Origin of the sequence: Methanocalculus chunghsingensis (genome assembly GCF_018132105.1) — an archaeon.
Lineage (GTDB): Archaea > Halobacteriota > Methanomicrobia > Methanomicrobiales > Methanocorpusculaceae > Methanocalculus > Methanocalculus chunghsingensis.
Genome location: NZ_JWHL01000002.1, coordinates 62,109 through 79,185 on the forward strand (window position 1 = coordinate 62,109; position 17,077 = coordinate 79,185).

Annotated in this window: 23 protein-coding genes, 1 tRNA gene and 2 pseudogenes; 18 read left to right on the forward strand and 8 right to left on the reverse strand. The window is 52.7% G+C overall.

Annotated features, from left to right (window positions below; all coding sequences use genetic code 11):
- Positions 1-4 precede the first annotated feature (4 nt).
- Positions 5-358: an SWIM zinc finger family protein gene (locus tag RJ53_RS01805; protein WP_211529903.1), complete on the reverse strand. Its 354-nt coding sequence runs from the start codon at positions 356-358 to the stop codon at positions 5-7.
- A complete protein-coding gene (locus RJ53_RS01810) occupies positions 355-1,062 on the reverse strand; it encodes a Nif3-like dinuclear metal center hexameric protein (RefSeq protein WP_211529904.1) in 708 nt (235 codons plus the stop codon). The genes RJ53_RS01805 and RJ53_RS01810 overlap by 4 nt, the downstream gene beginning before the upstream one ends.
- A gap of 100 nt (positions 1,063-1,162) precedes the next feature.
- Between RJ53_RS01810 and RJ53_RS01815 the strand changes: the two genes are divergently transcribed.
- The 4 genes and pseudogenes from RJ53_RS01815 to RJ53_RS01830 all read left to right on the forward strand — a co-directional run.
- Positions 1,163-2,671, forward strand: a complete 1,509-nt coding sequence (locus RJ53_RS01815) for a homocysteine biosynthesis protein (RefSeq protein WP_211529905.1) — start codon at positions 1,163-1,165, stop codon at positions 2,669-2,671.
- The gene (locus tag RJ53_RS01820) at positions 2,668-3,054 is read left to right on the forward strand and encodes a 4Fe-4S dicluster domain-containing protein (protein ID WP_211529906.1); all 387 of its coding nucleotides are present in this window, start codon (positions 2,668-2,670) and stop codon (positions 3,052-3,054) included. The genes RJ53_RS01815 and RJ53_RS01820 overlap by 4 nt, the downstream gene beginning before the upstream one ends.
- Entirely contained in the window at positions 3,051-3,764 is a 714-nt protein-coding gene (locus RJ53_RS01825) for a UPF0280 family protein (protein ID WP_211529907.1), read from the forward strand. Before RJ53_RS01820 ends, RJ53_RS01825 begins: the two co-directional genes overlap by 4 nt.
- A 10-nt stretch (positions 3,765-3,774) precedes the next feature.
- Positions 3,775-4,005: pseudogene (locus RJ53_RS01830) on the forward strand (ISAzo13-like element transposase-related protein); the annotation flags it as partial.
- 117 nt (positions 4,006-4,122) lie between these two features.
- On the opposite strand, the gene RJ53_RS01835 reads toward RJ53_RS01830, so the two are convergent.
- Together RJ53_RS01835 and RJ53_RS01840 are read right to left on the reverse strand one after the other, a co-directional pair.
- Positions 4,123-4,692: a GNAT family N-acetyltransferase gene (locus tag RJ53_RS01835; RefSeq protein ID WP_211529908.1), complete on the reverse strand. Its 570-nt coding sequence runs from the start codon at positions 4,690-4,692 to the stop codon at positions 4,123-4,125.
- Positions 4,689-4,835, reverse strand: coding sequence for a hypothetical protein (locus RJ53_RS01840; RefSeq protein WP_211529909.1), 147 nt, complete (start codon positions 4,833-4,835; stop codon positions 4,689-4,691). The genes RJ53_RS01835 and RJ53_RS01840 overlap by 4 nt, the downstream gene beginning before the upstream one ends.
- A 167-nt stretch (positions 4,836-5,002) precedes the next feature.
- On the opposite strand from RJ53_RS01840, the gene RJ53_RS01845 reads away from it, so the two are divergent.
- Together RJ53_RS01845 and RJ53_RS11835 are read left to right on the forward strand one after the other, a co-directional pair.
- The gene (locus tag RJ53_RS01845) at positions 5,003-5,320 is read left to right on the forward strand and encodes a hypothetical protein (RefSeq protein WP_211529910.1); all 318 of its coding nucleotides are present in this window, start codon (positions 5,003-5,005) and stop codon (positions 5,318-5,320) included.
- A 93-nt stretch (positions 5,321-5,413) separates the two neighbouring features.
- Positions 5,414-5,578 (forward strand): annotated as a pseudogene (locus RJ53_RS11835) (zinc ribbon domain-containing protein); the annotation flags it as partial.
- Positions 5,579-5,580: 2 nt separating this feature from the next.
- Here the strand turns inward: RJ53_RS11835 and RJ53_RS01855 are convergent.
- Complete coding sequence (locus RJ53_RS01855; RefSeq protein WP_211529912.1) at positions 5,581-5,976, reverse strand: hypothetical protein; 396 nt, start codon at positions 5,974-5,976, stop codon at positions 5,581-5,583.
- 35 nt (positions 5,977-6,011) lie between these two features.
- On the opposite strand from RJ53_RS01855, the gene RJ53_RS01860 reads away from it, so the two are divergent.
- From RJ53_RS01860 to RJ53_RS01880, 5 genes are read left to right on the forward strand one after another with little or no spacing between them, the layout of a single operon-like run.
- The gene (locus RJ53_RS01860) at positions 6,012-6,287 is read left to right on the forward strand and encodes a MarR family transcriptional regulator (RefSeq protein ID WP_211529913.1); all 276 of its coding nucleotides are present in this window, start codon (positions 6,012-6,014) and stop codon (positions 6,285-6,287) included.
- 5 nt (positions 6,288-6,292) lie between these two features.
- Positions 6,293-6,817: a tRNA (cytidine(56)-2'-O)-methyltransferase gene (locus RJ53_RS01865; RefSeq protein WP_211530089.1), complete on the forward strand. Its 525-nt coding sequence runs from the start codon at positions 6,293-6,295 to the stop codon at positions 6,815-6,817.
- Positions 6,814-7,887: an ATP-grasp domain-containing protein gene (locus RJ53_RS01870; RefSeq protein ID WP_211529914.1), complete on the forward strand. Its 1,074-nt coding sequence runs from the start codon at positions 6,814-6,816 to the stop codon at positions 7,885-7,887. The genes RJ53_RS01865 and RJ53_RS01870 overlap by 4 nt, the downstream gene beginning before the upstream one ends.
- Positions 7,887-8,408 (forward strand): transcription factor, encoded by a 522-nt coding sequence (locus RJ53_RS01875; RefSeq protein WP_211529915.1) that lies wholly within the window; start codon positions 7,887-7,889, stop codon positions 8,406-8,408. The genes RJ53_RS01870 and RJ53_RS01875 overlap by 1 nt, the downstream gene beginning before the upstream one ends.
- Positions 8,386-8,901, forward strand: coding sequence for an HD domain-containing protein (locus RJ53_RS01880; RefSeq protein ID WP_211529916.1), 516 nt, complete (start codon positions 8,386-8,388; stop codon positions 8,899-8,901). Before RJ53_RS01875 ends, RJ53_RS01880 begins: the two co-directional genes overlap by 23 nt.
- Here the strand turns inward: RJ53_RS01880 and RJ53_RS01885 are convergent, their stop codons facing one another.
- Positions 8,902-9,402 carry a regulator of amino acid metabolism, contains ACT domain protein gene (locus RJ53_RS01885; RefSeq protein ID WP_211529917.1) on the reverse strand — a complete coding sequence of 167 codons (501 nt, stop codon included), beginning with the start codon at positions 9,400-9,402 and terminating at the stop codon, positions 8,902-8,904. It abuts the gene before it with no gap.
- 116 nt (positions 9,403-9,518) lie between these two features.
- Here RJ53_RS01885 and RJ53_RS01890 point away from each other — a divergent pair.
- From RJ53_RS01890 to RJ53_RS01920, 7 genes are all read left to right on the forward strand, one after another.
- A tRNA-Leu gene (locus RJ53_RS01890) sits at positions 9,519-9,603 on the forward strand.
- A 180-nt stretch (positions 9,604-9,783) separates the two neighbouring features.
- On the forward strand, positions 9,784-10,008 hold the full coding sequence (locus tag RJ53_RS01895) for a type II toxin-antitoxin system HicB family antitoxin (RefSeq protein ID WP_211529918.1): 225 nt from the start codon (positions 9,784-9,786) through the stop codon (positions 10,006-10,008).
- Positions 9,932-10,228, forward strand: a complete 297-nt coding sequence (locus RJ53_RS01900) for a type II toxin-antitoxin system HicA family toxin (protein ID WP_211529919.1) — start codon at positions 9,932-9,934, stop codon at positions 10,226-10,228. Before RJ53_RS01895 ends, RJ53_RS01900 begins: the two co-directional genes overlap by 77 nt.
- Positions 10,229-10,355: 127 nt before the next feature.
- Positions 10,356-10,826 carry a GyrI-like domain-containing protein gene (locus RJ53_RS01905; protein WP_211529920.1) on the forward strand — a complete coding sequence of 157 codons (471 nt, stop codon included), beginning with the start codon at positions 10,356-10,358 and terminating at the stop codon, positions 10,824-10,826.
- A 156-nt stretch (positions 10,827-10,982) separates the two neighbouring features.
- Positions 10,983-12,866, forward strand: a complete 1,884-nt coding sequence (locus RJ53_RS01910; protein ID WP_211529921.1) for a beta-propeller domain-containing protein — start codon at positions 10,983-10,985, stop codon at positions 12,864-12,866.
- Between the two features lie 165 nt (positions 12,867-13,031).
- A complete protein-coding gene (locus RJ53_RS01915; protein WP_343221808.1) occupies positions 13,032-13,613 on the forward strand; it encodes an MMPL family transporter in 582 nt (193 codons plus the stop codon).
- The gene (locus tag RJ53_RS01920) at positions 13,603-14,070 is read left to right on the forward strand and encodes a nucleoside deaminase (protein WP_211529922.1); all 468 of its coding nucleotides are present in this window, start codon (positions 13,603-13,605) and stop codon (positions 14,068-14,070) included. Before RJ53_RS01915 ends, RJ53_RS01920 begins: the two co-directional genes overlap by 11 nt.
- Here RJ53_RS01920 and RJ53_RS01925 read toward each other — a convergent pair.
- Positions 14,064-15,140 carry an MFS transporter gene (locus RJ53_RS01925; RefSeq protein WP_211529923.1) on the reverse strand — a complete coding sequence of 359 codons (1,077 nt, stop codon included), beginning with the start codon at positions 15,138-15,140 and terminating at the stop codon, positions 14,064-14,066. The genes RJ53_RS01920 and RJ53_RS01925 overlap by 7 nt on opposite strands.
- Positions 15,141-15,166: 26 nt before the next feature.
- The gene (locus tag RJ53_RS01930) at positions 15,167-17,059 is read right to left on the reverse strand and encodes a beta-CASP ribonuclease aCPSF1 (RefSeq protein ID WP_211529924.1); all 1,893 of its coding nucleotides are present in this window, start codon (positions 17,057-17,059) and stop codon (positions 15,167-15,169) included.
- Positions 17,060-17,077: the final 18 nt, after the last annotated feature.

The following is a 17,077-nucleotide window of genomic DNA, read 5'->3' on the forward strand; positions in this document are numbered from 1 at the left end:
CTTGCTATACGTTCTGTTCGTCACCATAAATTGTTTGTTGTTCTCCGGTGCCCTTCTCATGATAATAGAGATCAAACTCCTCAAATAGAGAGCAGCATCGGGCAATCCTGACTGCAATACTATGCCAGCATTCACCACCTCTATAGAGGAAGTCGTCGCAGGTACAGAATCCGTCTTCGACGATATACTCATCTCTCCTGCCGACCACGACCCAGAAGTCGATATATTTTTTCACATTGCCATGCTCTGCAGCCAGGATTGCCTTCTCTCCCCGCTCCTGGTAAGCATGAATAATCGCACGTCTTCCCTCACCAGTGAGACGCTTCTCGGATTGCAGAAGAACCCATGGATTGATCATAGCGAAAGACAACTCTCCGGTGGATCATCAATATATGTCCATCCCATTCTTTCTGCGATGGCTCGCATTCCCGGGGATTCAAGGGTATAATGTGTTGCCTCGATACATGGCAGCGGCGCCTGGCGAGCAATGCTATGCTTCATCTCTGATGATATGAAGAGATCTGCCCCGAGATCTCTTGCTTCTTCCATCAGGTCCGGCTGAAATCCGGATCCCCCGACAACTGCAACCCTGCCGGGTACATCGATGGTGCCATAGATTCGAACCCCGCATGAGAGCCGGGAGACCAGATCTGGAAGGGTGAGCGAAAAGTCGCCGACGATGCCGAGGCTCATCCTCTTTCTGTTCGTCAGTCCAAGCATATCGGCGAGGCTGTCATTGATCCCTCCCTCCGCATGATCGAAGTTCGTATGCATCACAAAGAGGTTGATCCCGTTCCCAAGGAGTGTTCCGAGGATATGCGCGGTGGTGCCGGTGATCCTGGTGACAGGGGTGAAGATGGGGGTATGATGCACGACAAGCATATCTGCACCAAGAGAGGCGGCTCTATTGACGACATGTACGGTTGGATCGAGTGCGGCACAGATGGTCGTCACCTCATCTGTTCCCTCAACGATGAGCCCGATCTTTCCCGTATCGAACTCCTCTGCTAAAGCCGCAGGGGCAATTCTCTCCATTTCGTCGAGAAACGCCGATATTTTCATACATAGCTAATTGATCAATGTGGCAATAGGTGTTATGGAGTGGCATATTACCAATAGGTATAATCGACACCATTATTAATGCAGGATAGAGATAATTGGTATGGAAAAGTCTATCGATGAGATTAATACAAGAATTCGCGATGGAAGTGCCGTTGTTGTCACCGCCGAGGAGATGCCGGATATCGTCTCGGAACTGGGCGAGGAGGGTGCGCTCAGGGAGATCGATGTCGTGACAACCGGTACCTTCGGTGCGATGTGTTCGTCAGGCGCCTTCTTCAACTTCGGCCATGCTGATCCCCCAATCAGGATGGAACGTCTCTGGTTGAATGATGTCGAGGCGTATGCCGGTATAGCTGCAGTTGACGCCTATATCGGGGCGACCCAGGAGTCGACGACCGAAGGGGCGACGTATGGTGGTGCCCATGTCCTTGAGGATCTCGTCTCCGGCAGGCAGGTCGAGCTCCGGGCGATCTCAAAAGGGACCGACTGCTACCCAAGGAGGACTCTCACAACCGATCTCCTCCTCGATGATCTGAACCAGGCGATCATGGTCAATCCAAGAAACACATACCAGTGTTATAATGCCGTGACGAACCAGTCTGACCGGACCCTGAACACCTATATGGGGACCCTCCTCTCCAACACAGGGAATATCTCATACTCGGGTGCCGGGCTTCTCTCTCCGCTTGCAAACGATCCCACACTCTCGCTTATCGGAGGGGGCGTTCCGATCTTCCTTGGAGGTGGAAGTGGAATGGTTATCGGTGAAGGGACCCAGAGCTCTCCGGCGAATGGATTTGCAACACTGATGGTGAGCGGAGATCTCAAAGAGATGAACTCCGACTACCTTCGTGCGGCAAGCATCACCGGCTATGGTGTCACCCTCTATATCGGCCTTGGGATCCCACTCCCGGTTCTCAATACTGATATCGTCAGGAATACCGCTGTCAGGGATGAAGATCTCGTCACATCGATCGTCGATTACGGTGTGCCACGAAGGGACCGGCCTGTCCTCCGGACGGTCACCTATGCCGAACTGAAGAGCGGGAGCGTCGAGATCGATGGCGAGATGATCCGGACATCCCCAATCTCAAGCTTCAGCATGGCACGGCAGGTGGCAGGCGATCTCAAGGCGAGGGTCGAGGAAGGGGCCTTCACCCTGGCACTCCCGACGATGAGGATCAATAACCAGAAGAGGAACAGGCCGATGAGGGAGACTGCCAGGACCCCGAGGGTACGGGAGATTATGAATCCGGCGGTTGTCACCATCACCGAGAATGAGCTGGTGAAGACTGCCGCGAAGAAACTCCTCAAAGGAGAGACGAATCATCTTCCGGTCATCGACCGGGAGGGGAGGCTTGTTGGGATCATTACAACGTATGATGTCTCCAAGTCTGTTCTTCGTGACGGAGACGCCCTCACCGTCTCAGAGATCATGACAAAGAAGGTTGTTACCATCTCGGCAGATGAGGCGGTCGATCTCGCAGCACAACGCCTTGAACAGAATAATATCAGTGCCCTCCCGGTTGTTGACTCGTCACGCCATGTGATCGGGATACTCAATGCGGTGGATCTTGGAAAACTCATCCAACGGAGGTGGCAGCCATGAAACTCTTCATCACCGTTCCGCGTGAGGTGATCAAGCAGCCGCTCATCGCCCAGGTCGTCCTTGAGACCGGTGTCCTGATCAATGTCGAGCGGGCGCATATCGACTCGACCGAGGGCTGGATCCTCATTGATATCCCTGATGCCGAGGGTGACCGAATATCGGCCCGCCTCATCGAGCGCGGGGTTGATGTGAAGAAGCTTGAGAAGGCGGTCATCCATGATGAGTACGAATGTGTCGAGTGCGGGGCATGTATCAGCATCTGCCCCCAGGAGGTCTTCTCCTATGATGAGGACTATCATCTCGTCATCACGGATGATCGCTGCATCCTCTGCGGCAGGTGTGTCCCTGCCTGTCCACACCAGGCGCTCTCCATCAGGCAATGATCAGGCGGCATTTTCAGCATCACCAGACGATCACGACCATCCTTGCAGACTGTGAGGAGCATATCGGGGCGGCTCGGGAGGGTATTCTGGATGCACGGCAGGCAGTGGAGGCGGTCTGTGCGACCGATCCCTTCTTCGCCTCGACCTTTGATCCATATGATCCGGGATCTGATCACCCGGTGATCCGCCGTATGGTCGCAGCAGCAGAAGAGGCGGGTGTCGGACCGATGGCTGCGGTTGCGGGAACGATTGCCTGGGCGGGTGTGGAAGCGATGGTTGATGCAGGGGCGGGCTTTGGGGTCGTCGACAATGGAGGGGATATCGCCCTCATCTCTGATCGGGATCTCAGGATCGGCATCTATGCCGGAGAATCCAACCGGAACTCGGCCTTTCTGATACCCCCGCAGACGGAGCCAACCGGTATCTGTACCTCATCGGCATCGGTCGGCCCTTCGATATCGCTCGGATCAGCCGATGCGGTAACCGTCTTTTCAGGGAATGTTTCAGCAGCGGATGCATGGGCAACCTCTCTCTGCAACAGCCTCACACCTGATGATCTCTCATCCTTCTCCCTTCTTGAGGAGACTGGTGTCATCGGAGTGATCGCCGTCTTTGGTGATGTGATAATCCGGTGGGGGACAATTCCTGCACTCGTCTCTGCCCATATTGATCGGAATCTGATTACCTCTACAATGTCATTTTTAAAATAGATACGATCGTTTTTCATTTATATCGATAAATTGGCGTGGGCGACCACTGACCAGTTATGAAGTTATCGTGAATACAATTAATTCAACCAAGACAAAAGAGGGATTGAATGTGCTGGCAGTTCTTGATAAGAATATTTATTTGCGAGGAATCAAAGTTTCTGATGATGAGATCGCCAATATCAACCTGTCACGAGTTGCGTTTCATGGGGATTGGAACTACTCCATCTCGCCCAATATTTGATTAGGTTATTTCTTTACAGATCCTATGCCGATACCCGATCTCCGTCCACCCATACAGGACATCAATTTTTGGCGCGCCCTGCCGCCCCCATGGGCTTACGCTCACCCGCACCAGGCATCACCGCTGTCTATCAAAATCAGACAGGGTTGGACTCATGCTTTTTTCGGCTTCCTGATAGGGACGATAAAAATCCCGATAGAGGGGTGTCATATTCCTCTTCTTTTTCAAGAGAGCTCTCTGGAATCCATATTTCAGATAAAACCCCTCTGAGTTGGGTTTGGAGTCGACTGTGATCATGCGGCACCCTACATACTGCGAGAGCCGCATAGCGATGGCCATCGTCCTCACTAGCATTGCCCGGCCAATACCTCGTCCTTCAAACTCTTCGTGGGTTGCAAGTCGTGCGATCTTCAATGCCGGATAGTGCGGATATGGATATCCATCTTCACCATCATCATCCCCGATCCCTTTTCTAATGATACAATCATTCGTAAGTGTGAAAAAACCGACGATTTGCTCTTCATATGAGACAATCCGCGTGACAGATAGCCTTGCGTCCTGGTTTTTCCTAGCGTCTTCGATCAGGAAATCGGTCAGATCCTGCTCAACGCAGCTGAATGATGAAAGATCAATGTCATCATAGAGAAAAGAGAAAGATAGAGTATCGAAGGGTATTTTACCGTTCAAAGTCGCATCTCGCGGGCCAGAATGGCCGCTTCGCGGATAAGCTCCCGACCATCATCGGTGTCTGTGGGATAGTCCAGATAGTGCTGGAAACGCTCTGCGTCTTCACCCTCCAGAAAAAGTCCAAGTTCTATTGGTTCTGCCATGTTCCACTCTTCCTGATATGATCTTCCTGATCAATATTATATCTCAACCTAATTCAAATAACTTTCTCTCCCGATCAGGTCATCAAACCCCTCTCTCGGCAGTTCACCAGTGAGATCCTTACTCCTCCCTTCCTGGAGATAGGGTGGGTTAGAGGTCTCAGCCGGAATTGATCCTGTGGATTATGCTGATATCTGTCGGCACTTCATGGCGACCCTCACCCATCACAGAGGAGTATATGCAGGAACTCGGATTGAACAAACGACAGGTTGCTGCTATCTCATTCCTGCGTGTTCACGGCACAATCACCAGCGGCAGGTACCAGGAGCTCAATGCTGTTGCCGCAAGGACCGCGGTGAATGATTTAAACGACCTCATCGGGAAGCGCATCATCGAACGGAAGGGTCGATCGCGGCGCGACACCCATTATATTTTGGCTCCAGCTCAGGGAGGAGGTTCCGTGGACGGGAGTGATGTTGCGCGATAAATGCGTGATACCTCCATTCCACCTTTCCCCTCAGGCGAGGTCTCAATGCTCCGTCAGGATACAACAAAACAAGCATAATCGTTTAAATATTCCCTACACAGGTGGTCTTTTTATCAATTTCAACAATTTATTGGATATAAAGCCAATATGTTTGGAATCCCTGTCGTCTATATCGATCCTGCTTATACATCAAAAGACTGTTCAAGATGTGGGCATCGAGGTATTCGTTCAGGAAAGCATTTTAAAAAAGGGATGTAGGGTTACTCTGCATGCTCCTGTGCATACCGGATCGCTTCATGGTGGGCATTACGCCCCCGCATTGAGGTGATCACCTCTTTATCGCACCTGATACCAACCAGCGGTGTCTCCCCCTCCATCATGAAGTAGAGATCAAAGTACTCAATTGTTTCAAGGAAAACACCCCGTACCAGACCGGATGCCGGTTGAAGAAGGAGTCGATCCATGATCAGAACCGACGGCTCCTCGGTAAAGGCATAGAGATAGACCTGGTATGCATTGAGGAAGTCGGAGACGAGCAGTTCTTCCCGTATCTCCGGGTCCAGCCGACTGATGGCCCGGGCGAGCCGATGATCATCTTCATCTGCATATTCGAGGAGCTCATCTGCTATCTCAAAAAGGGAGATCGTTTCCTCCATAAGATATATGCTCACTTTAAACGCCATAATACTGTGTGAGAGAAGAAGACCTCGACTGGACTATCTATCACCGGATCGCCCTTGGCGAAGCGGGAACCATCCCGGAACTTATTGAGATAACCAGACTTGATGAAGGGGTGATCAGGGCATCGATCCAGCGGCTCGTCAGGTACCTTCTCATCAGACAGGAAGGGGAGAATGTCCATCCTATGGGGGTTGAAGAGATGCTCCTCTCCTGCAGGATCCGATATACAGAGGATCTTCCTGTGACAATCGAGAATGGTGTTATAAAAATAAAAAAGCAGGAGTGATCATCATCATTGAAACATATATTCTGAGAATCGGCCACAGGCATGATCGTGATCAGCGTGTGACAACGCATGTCGGCCTGACCGGCCGGGCACTGGGTGCGAAGGGGATGTACCTTGCAGCAGATGATCGCGGGGTCGTCGAGAGCATCAAAAGTGTTGCCAGGCGGTTTGGGGGGGACTATCATATTGAGGATGGTGTTCAGTGGAGGCAGTGTATCCGCGAATTTCAGGAGTCGGGCGGGACCGTTGTTCACCTGACGATGTACGGTCTTCGTATCCAGGATGTCATCGGGGGTATCAGAGCCGCCTCAAAGGTTCTTGTCATCGTTGGGGCAGAGAAGGTGCCGGGCGAGATATACGGACTTGCAGATTATAATGTCGGCGTCACCAACCAGCCTCATTCCGAGATTGCCGGACTTGCTGTCTTCCTCGATCAGCTGTATGAAGGAAAAGAGCTTGAGTGTGAGTTTCCGGATGCCGATATCCGTGTCATTCCGTGCGAACGGGGAAAGAATACGGTGGAGCTGTGAGGGAGATCGTCCTCATCGCCGGGTTTGCCACGCGGCATGTCGTCTCTTCTGCCCGGAGAGCCGGGTACCGCGTCGTCGCAGTCGATCACTTCTGCGATCTCGACTCCGGCTGGTATGTTGATGATTACCTGCGGTTTGAGGAGCTTGCTGATCTCCCGGATGCGATCGAGGAGATACGATCACGAAACAGGATCGATCACCTGGTACTCACCTCGGGTGCGGAAGAGGTTGTCTGCCCGGGAATCTCCCGTGCCGGGACCAGTCCGGAGATCGTATCGCGCTTCATCGACAAGATGAAGACACAGGAGTTCTTTGAGGGGATATCTGTACCCCACCCCTGCCTTGCGGGGCGTGATACCTTTCCTGTTTTTGCCAAGCCGATCACCGGGGCCGGTGGGTGGAGGAATGCCGTCATCTCATCAAGAAAGGAGATGGATGCATGGATTGAGAAGATCGATCTTCCCTACATGACCCAGCAGATCATCGAGGGTACGCCTGCCAGCGTCTCATGCCTCTCAGACGGGAGACGGGCGGTAGCAGTGGCGGCAAACGAACAGATCCTCCGGGGTGATGGCGAGTCGAGCTTCGGTTTTGCCGGGTCGATCACTCCCTGTGATCACCCGCTTGCCGGTGAGATGATGGTTTGTGCCGAAAAGATCGCAGCGGCTACCGGCTGTATCGGCTCCATCGGGGTCGATTTCGTCCTCTCTGATGAAGCGGTTGCGATTGAGGTGAATCCACGGTTCCAGGCAACCCTCGACACTGTTGAATCGGCGACCGGGGTGAACCTTTTCTCCCTTCATATGCAGGCATGTGCCGGCATCCTTCCACAAATGAGACCTGAGCCCCGCCGATATGCGGCGCGGCGCATCCTCTTTGCAGAAGATGACTGTATTGTCCTGCGTGATCTCCGGCGATTCGGATCCTTTATAGCTGATATTCCCCCTATAGGGACCGAATTTTCCAAGGGAGACGCGATTGTCAGCATCTTTGGGTATGGTGGTACACGGGATGCCGCCCTTCGGATGCTGGATAACCATATTAGTATCATAGCACCATATCTTGCGTAATGGAACGAGTGGAAGAACTTCTGCAGAACCCGGCTATTCATGAATTTTTCCTCCGTCTAGTGGGTGACGAGGGGATCCAGCTCATCGCCCGGTTTCCCGAGACCGGTGAGCATAGTGATGAAGCTCTTGCCGAGATCACCGGTATCAACCTCAACTCTGTCAGGCACAGCCTCTATACTCTTTATGAACGCAGGCTGGCTGAGTACCGGAGAGTGAAAGACAATGAGACCGGCTGGCTCACCTATCTCTGGCATCTCAGACTCGATAATCTGGAACCTGTCATTGCTGAGGATCTGGGAACCGTCAGGGAGAGGCTTGAGGCGCGGAGGCGCTATGAGGAGGAGAATGACTTCTACCTCTGCAAGACCTGTGGTGCAATGTATACTTTCAGCGAGGCGTTTCCACACGAGTTCTCCTGTGCCATCTGTGAGGTTCCACTCAGTCATTTTGATAACGAGGTGCTTGTCACAGCACTGAGGCGGAGGCTTGCGGCAATCAATGAATCACTCGGCGACGCCTGATTGCATCTCCGAGGATGCCTGTATCGATCATCTTCTCGGTGCCGGGTGCACGAAGAAGGTGATCGCCCACTCCCGTGCGGTCAGGAGGGTGGTTGATGCATATACCGACGATGAAGCTGTTGTACCCTGCCTTGTCCGGTGCGGGGCGCTACTCCATGATATCGGCAGATCGATGACACATGATCTCGATCATGCAGAGACTGGCGGGGATATCTGCCGGGAGCGCGGGATCCCCGAACCGCTCTCCCGGATCGTTGCATGTCACCTCGGGGCAGGCCAGACAGCTGAAGAGTGCCTTCAGCTTGGACTTATCCCCCGGGATGCCATGCCACAGACTCTTTCTGAGAAGATCGTTGCACACGCAGATAACTGTGTCAGGGGAGCGTCGGAGATCCATATCGAAGAGCGGATGATCAGAATTGCCGATCTTCCTCGTACGAAGCGGAAGAGGACATACCGTCTCGCACTTGAGATGGAACTCTTTCGATCCTGATCAGAGGATCAGTTTCATAACCTGGGGGAGTTTTCGCAGGTCCTCTGCAACCCCGTGTGGAAGCGCTCCGTCAATAATCACCACAAGCTTCGGCTCTTCTGCAAAGACCGGATCGGTCACAAAGAGCTGGCGTATCGGAATATCATATCCTGCCAGGACGTTGACGGCTGATGCAACGATATGCTTGTCTGCGGCATTTTTTGGGATGAGGGTGATAACGGCAAGACCGAGATCCTCGGCGACCCGTGAGAGATCCGGTGTCACCCGGATATGACAGAAGACGCGGCGAAGGTTCTCATTTTCAAGGATGCTGTGGGCGGTAGTATCGACGACCCGGCGATCGACCCCGATTACTCGCGCGACCTGTGTCGCTGGCATCTCAATTCCGTTTGCGGTGATCCTGCCTGCACTATTGACACCAAACCCGTTTTCAAGGAGAAATCCGACAACTCTTCGTTGTGAAGGCGAATCTGCGAAGATTTCAACGATCTCAGACCACATAGACAGGAGATGATTGGTGCCATGAGAGAAAAAGGATCTTCTTTACGATGGGGTGAGGCAGAGGCGAATCGATAGGGTTTTTAAGGGGTGTAGCATATGTTATTAGGTCAAACAGTGCGAGGGTTGCCGAGCCAGGTCAAAGGCGATAGGTTGAGGGCCTATTCTCGTAGGGGTTCGCCGGTTCGAATCCGGTCCCTCGCATTACTTTTCTTTTACATTCCAGGATAGATTCTTCTTCATTTCCTCGTTGCATACGATCCAGTTGATTATCTCATCACAGGTGGTTGTATTGATAGCTTGCATTCCGATTGCATCTGGATGGATAGGTGACATTTATTCTATCCCACACCCAATATATCAAATATCGTTGGATGTTTTTGCATGCTGGTCAAGTTTGATATCTACAATGATGGAGATTTCTGGTGCGCACGTGGCATCAGGGTCGATATATTTACACAGGGCAGAACACTTGATGAACTGATGGAGAATATCCGTGAAGCAGTTGGTCTGCATTATGAAGAGTCTATCGATGCCGGAGAGCAGATTACGATTGTCTCCCTCACTGAATTTCAGGTTGGTTCTGTTACCAAGATCTCCGGTTGTTAGCGGTCAGGATCTCCTGAAGGTGCTTGGATCCCTTGGTTATGTGGTCCTGCGGCAGCGTGGCAGCCACGTGCAGATGGCGAAGGTTACCGGTGCCGGGGAGCACACAATAACGGTACCTCTCCATAATGAAATAGCCAGGGGCACTTTGAATGATATTCTTGGAAAAGTTTCGCAATGGAATGGCATTCCAAAAGAAGACCTTTTAGAACTGCTACGATAGGCTCTTTGTCTTCTCATGCTATGGTTCGTGTTCCTGAATCGTGAAAATTCGGAATCGAAAGTTATTCAATTACACGCTTGTGGGAACGAAGGAATCTTTTTTTATTACCACGTCCAGATCCTCATCCATGCGATTAATAATCGAGGTGGAGGGAGCCCCCCAGAAGGTTCTGGGTCTCCGAAGAACAGGATCATACGACGAGATCGGACCGATGATCAAAGAGATCGCCTCCTACATCCAGGAGAAAGGGATAACTCCCCTTGGACCGCCTGCCTACATCTGCCATGAGATGACACTGGAAGCGGTTCAGGCAGCGGCAGGGACGGGATCAGCGGATATTGAGGTGGTATTCCCGGTTGACGATGGGATCGAAGGGATGGGGGATATTCAGGCCTATGAACTACCGGGTGGACGGATGGTCCGGATCATTCATATGGGGGCATACCGGGACTCGGGAGAGACTTATACCGAACTCTACAATTGGCTTGCCGAAAACAATCTCTCGGTCAACGGCCCCATCCGGGAAGTCTATATGAACGATCCTGAAACGACCGAGGAGGATCTCCTCGTCACCTGGATCTATGCTCCTGTCGGATGATAGGTACCCTCTCTGAAGAGCGGATTGCCACAGGCTCTCTTCTTCCCCCCTATATCCGGCTCAGTCATCCTGGATCCTGAAAACTACGATTTTTTCCGCAGTTTTCCATATCTATATCTTCTTCTGTGTCTGAAATACAATCTCAGGAGAAAGAGAATGAACCGACATATCATTGGAGCTCTGCTGGTCGGTGGGCTGATCGTCGCCCTGTTCATCGGAGCCGGATTGTACAATGATCCTGCATCAGAATCAGCCGACGGGCCGATCCCATTCGCCTCAGCAGACGAGGTCCGGGAGTTTCTGCATACCGCGGAATGGGAGTCTGCGACTGGCTGGAATGATGGCCTCCGCATCTTTCCAGGAGCAATGACAAAAGATGCGGTAGCCATCGCGCCCCCAATGCCATCTCCCCAATCCATAGGGGGGACCGGCGCCAGCCCTGAATATTCCACGACGAATATCCAGGTTGAAGGGGTGGATGAGGCAGACTTTGTCAAGAATGATGGCCGCCACATCTATATCATCGCCGGGGGGAGGTTCATCATCGTTGATGCATATCCCCCGGAGAATGCGCGTATCATCTCAAACACGACACTCTCCGGCACCCCTCGTGAGATGTACCTTGCCGGATCATCCATTGCGATCATCTCAGAGATTACCGAGGAGTCTTTTGTGACGGTTGAAGGGAGTGCAGCCCCGGTCCCGGTCTATAGGCAGGTGACGGCCGTTGCAGTCTATGACTGTGCAGACCGGAGCAGGCCACACCTCATCCGGGAAGTCTCCGCTTCCGGGTCATATACCTCCTCCCGGATGACCGATGGCGTCATCTATCTCGTCTCGCAGGAGTACCCGCAGAGGCGTGGGCCGGATATCCCACTTCCGATCGTCAGGGATGGGGATCGAATATATGATCCTGAGATCTGGAGGTTCGATGACCTCCCCGGCCCGTTCGTCTTCCAGACGATCACCGCATTGAGGCCAACCGCGACTGCCGCAGTCAGATCAGAGAGCTATCTTGTCGGGTATGGGACCACAATCTATGCCACACAGGAGAACCTGTATATCACCTACACCCATTATGGAGGCCAGCCATATGGGACGACAGGCCCATCCACGATCATCCACAGGTTTGAGCTCAGGAAGGGTGATCCAATCTGGCGGCAGACGATGAGTGTTCCGGGGATGATGCTCAACCAGTTCTCGATGGATGAGTACAGGGATCACCTCCGGGTTGCAACCACTGTGGAAGAGTATGGCCGGGAAGGCACACAGACCTCCTCCCGGATCACCATCTTCGATCGTTCCGGGATAGTCACCGGCGAGATTACCGGGATCGCCCCGACAGAGCGGATCTTTGCCGCACGGTTCATCGGTGATCGCTGTTATCTTGTCACCTTCCGGCAGATCGATCCCTTCTTCGTGATCGATCTCTCAAACCCGAAGAACCCGGCAATTCTTGGCGAACTGAAGATACCCGGATATTCAGATTACCTCCACCCATATGATGCCAATCATATCATCGGAATCGGAAAGGACACAAAGGAGACCGCATGGGGAGGGTTTGCCACCACCGGTGTGAAGATCGCCCTCTTTGATGTCTCGGATGTAACAAAGCCGGATCTGTTGGATTCAATCACCCTTGGTGGAGAGGGGAGCGACTCAGAGGTGCTTCGTGATCACAAGGCCTTCTACTTCAACAGAAAGATCGGGTTGATGGCTCTTCCAATCACCGTTGCAGATGGGTATGGCAGGGAGTATGTCTGGCAGGGGACCTATCTCTATACCATCTCTGCGGAATCCGGGTTCACCCTTCATGGAACGATCCCCCAGTATGCTGGCGATGCACCCCCGGAACCCGGCTACTGGCCAACCGCTGTCAGGCGTTCCCTCTCGATAGGCGACACCATTGCGACGGTCTCTGACACAAGCATCGTCCTGACCGATCTCAGGGACACAAAGAAGCGATATGCAGAGATTCTTCTCCCGGCAGGGGACCGGTGGGGATATGGCTCATGGCACCCCCCGCTTCCTGCATTCTGATTCCCCACCCATTTTTCCACCTCATGTAGCTCAATCTCTGCGGTCTTTATGTCTTTGTTGTCATAATCACAACAAATAATCTATCCGATTGGAGCCCTACCATCTAACGAGGAATCGTGGCATTCCTCCCACGACTGAAGTCATCGGCTTCCTGCCTGTAAGATTGTGAAGCCCCTCTTTATCTATCTGTCAGATACCATTAATGCCAGGCCCGCTCTTGTCGCAGGTCTCTTCGTTGCATTGATCCTGCTTGCCTTCTACGGAACCGGCCTCCTTCGTCTTCATCTACCGCAAGGTGAAGCTTGCACTCATACCCCCTGTCCCATCATCATGATAGTCGGCTCAAACGGCCTGATCAAGTACACCCTTCATATCGACTATACCCCGCTCACAGCGACCCTGGGATCACAGGCGATCGGGATCGCCTGTAAATATACCATCCTGATCATGGAACGGTTCCATGAGGAGCTGGATACAGGTCGCCCTCTCTATGATGCCATCAACACAAGTGTCTCCCAGATCGGATCGGCGATCAGCGTCTCTGGGTTTTCAACCCCCCTTCTCTCAGGTTTTGACATCATCAGCAACTTCGGGATGGTCACTGTCATCACCGTCGGCTTCTCCCTCATCGGTGCGATCATCGTGATGCCCGCAGTGCTTGCTTGCCATCGGAAACAGGTATGCAATAGCCAGATAACACCCATCTTTTTTACTTCTTCTTCCACACCAGTACTGAATGAATCCTGACTGTATGCGTGAAGCGATACGTTGCGCCCATGAGGGAATCCACCATGGCCAGACCCCTTTTGGTGCCTGCATCGAATGCAATGGCCGGATCGTTGCCTCTGCCCATAACCTGGTCTTCGCAGGAACCGACAGTACGGCACATGCCGAGATTGTCGCCATCAGGGAGGCACAGGAGAAGCTTGGCAGAATCGATCTCTCCAACTGCACCATGTATGCAACAACCGAGCCATGTCCGATGTGCTTTGCCGCATGCCACTGGGCAAGGATCAGTAGGATCATCTATGGCACCTCAATAGAGGATGTCCGGGTTCTCGGCTTTTCTGAGATGACCCTCTCAAATATCAGCATGCAGAAGCTTGGAGGAAGCCGGATGGAGATCGTCGGGGGATATCTCCTTGAAGAAAATCAAGCCCTTCTCCGCGAATGGGAAGAGATGCCGGATCGGAAGGTTTACTGAGTTCGTGGGGGAAGGCTGCACCGGCACTGCCCTATTGTGAGTGCGACGGTGATGGTGAGGATAGCAGGGAAGAAGAAGGCCATGGTGAACGTGCCAAACTCGGCAATAAACCCTGCAAAGAAGGGGAGGAGTGCAAGCCCGCCATAGGTCGAGGTGTTTAGGATCCCCATCATGATCCCCTGGGGCGCTCCTGTACCGGCAAGGAACGTCATCTGCGCGATGATGGCAAATCCAGCAAACGCCCCCATGATCGGGAATCCCAGGGGTGTGATGAGGCAGAGGAGAGCTGCAGACCCGACACCAACTGCAGCAATACGTATTGTGATGATCGGTTCAAGCCTGAAGTGGGAGACGATCAGGACCGATACCATCGTTGCCAGATTCATGCTTGCAATATACACTCCGGTGAGGAATGGATTGTGGCCCCCAAACTCAGGATAGAGTGAGGTGAGTGCGCCTGTTGTTCCAACGATGATGATTGCCGAATACCAGAGCCACCGGTATTCTGTCAGATAGAAGGGGACATTTGAGGGAGCGGCCTTCTTTCCGACCTCTTTGTCCATCCGGATAGCCAGGATGAAGACGATCCCTGAGAGGATAGTGAAGACTACGAGACCGGCCCGGGGGTCGCTAAGGAAGGATACAATCCATCCTGTTCCGGCAAGACCTGCGAGAAGGCCGGCGTTCAATGCAGCCATGAAGTATCCGGCGAGCCGGCTATGATCGGGCTTGGCATTCAATAGCGACATCGCCGATGCAATGAAGAGGCCTGCACCGATTCCCTCGATAAAACGGGCAAGGATGATCAGCAGGGGGGAACCGACAAAGATCAGGACCATCCCTGAGAGGAGGGTGATCAGCATCCCGGTCTGAATAAGCGGTGTCGGTCCGATCCTGTCACTTGCATATCCTGCAGGAAAGACAGTAATAAGGGCTCCAAAAAAGTAGGCCGAGAAGATGATCCCCTGTAAAACCGACCCCTCCCCAAACGACGGAAGTACCGGCACCACCGCATTGGATAGTGCCATTATGGTGAATATCCCTATGATTGGGGGGAGGCGGTTCTTCATTAATCTGAATGGGGCTTCGTGATGCTTTATACCATTCTATACGTCTCGAGGTTCATCGGTGAGTGGGTCTGGATATGGAATTTTTTATAGATTGAACTGGCGAGATCAAGCGTCTTACTCTCCTCGCCATGAATACAGAAGATCTTCTCAGGCTTCGGCTGCATGTGGCTGACATAACTCATCAGCTGCCTCCGGTCAGAGTGGCCTGAGAACCCTTCCACCGTCGTTACTTCAAGGTTGATGGTGATACTCCCCTTTGAACCATAGGGGATCTCACGCCATCCCTTCTGGATTCGACGGCCGAGTGTCCCATCTGCCTGATATCCGACGAATACGAGGGTATTACGCTCGTCTGCCGCAAGGTTCTGAAGATATTCTATCACGGGACCTCCATTCATCATTCCTGATGTTGTGATGATGACCGATGGTTCACCATTAATCACCGCTTCACGCTTATCGCTTGAATCCACCTGTTCAAAACACTCGGAGAGGAACGGGTTCAATCCCTCCCGGAAGATCTGGTTTCTGAGATCTGAGTTAAGGTATTCAGGATAGGTCGTGTGGATGGCCGTCGCCTCTTTGATCATCCCGTCAAGATAGACTTTGATCTGCGGAAGATCACCCTTTCTGATCCCCTCTTCGAGTGCAAGCATGACCTCCTGCGATCTGCCGACGGCAAATGCCGGGATGATGACCTTGCCACCACGTTCAATCGCCCGTTTGATCACATCATAGAGCCGCGACTCGGCTTCTTTTCTCGATGGTGTCGCATCCTGTGATGCACCATATGTGCTCTCCATGAAGATCGCCTCGAGTCTGGGGAAATGAGCGTTTGCAGGGTTGAACAGGCGGCTCTTTCCATAATTGAAGTCACCGGTAAAGGCGATATTATACAGTCCGTCACCGACATGGAAGTGTGCGATGGCTGATCCAAGGATGTGGCCTGCATTATGGAAGGTCAGTTTGATATCGGGGGCGATGTCCGTTACCGAGCCATAGTTTAGGGTTATTGAATGTTTGACGTACTGCTTTACCTCATTTGAGGTGTAGGGGGCAGGGCGATCCTCTTTCCTGATGACCTCAAGATAATCGAGCTGGAGCATCGATGAGAGATCCCGTGTCGGAGGGGTGGCATAGATCGGGCCTGTGAACCCGTACCGGAAGAGGAGGGGGATGAGGGCGCAGTGATCAAGGTGGGCGTGGGTCAGAACGACGGCATCAAGGTTTGTGAGGGGGTGAATCTCAGGGACGCCAAGGTATGGTGTTGCCCCATTGGTAGCGCCCGGTTTTTCTCCGCAGTCGATAAGAATTCTGCTCTCCGGGGTCGAAAGAAGGAATGCTGCCCTACCAACCTCCCTGCAACAGCCAAGGGTTGTGACCCTGACCCACTGATCCTTTGCCAGGATATCACGATGGATACGTCTGCCACTGGCACGGAGGAACTCTTTGCGCTCATCGCGTATCGCCCGGAGATATGTCCGGATCTGTTTTACCGTTGAGCTCTCAATCGGGGGTGTCCGGACAACCTTGGGGGTCCATCCGATACTCTTTGTGATATCACGGAGTGTCGCACCGTTTTTCCCGATGACAACACCCGGCTTTTCGGCTTCGATCAGGACCTCCCCGGTATCAGGGTCAAAAAAGATATCGGTAATACCTGCATTCTCCGGAACGATCTCCTTGATATCGTCATATGCCCGTTCCGGATCCTCAAGAACTGTGGGACGGACGACGATCCGTTTCCTCAGGTCCCGGGCAAGAACACGGATGAGATCCGCCTGATCAGCAAACTGTTTGGGATCATCGGTATAGATGACCAGTTCAGGCCCTTCAAATTCGACATCAGAGACCGTTATACCTGCAGGTACCTTACGGTTGATAAGCTCTTTCAGCTCTTTGAGTCTGTCCTCAATCAACATGGAATCTTCCTAAAAAAG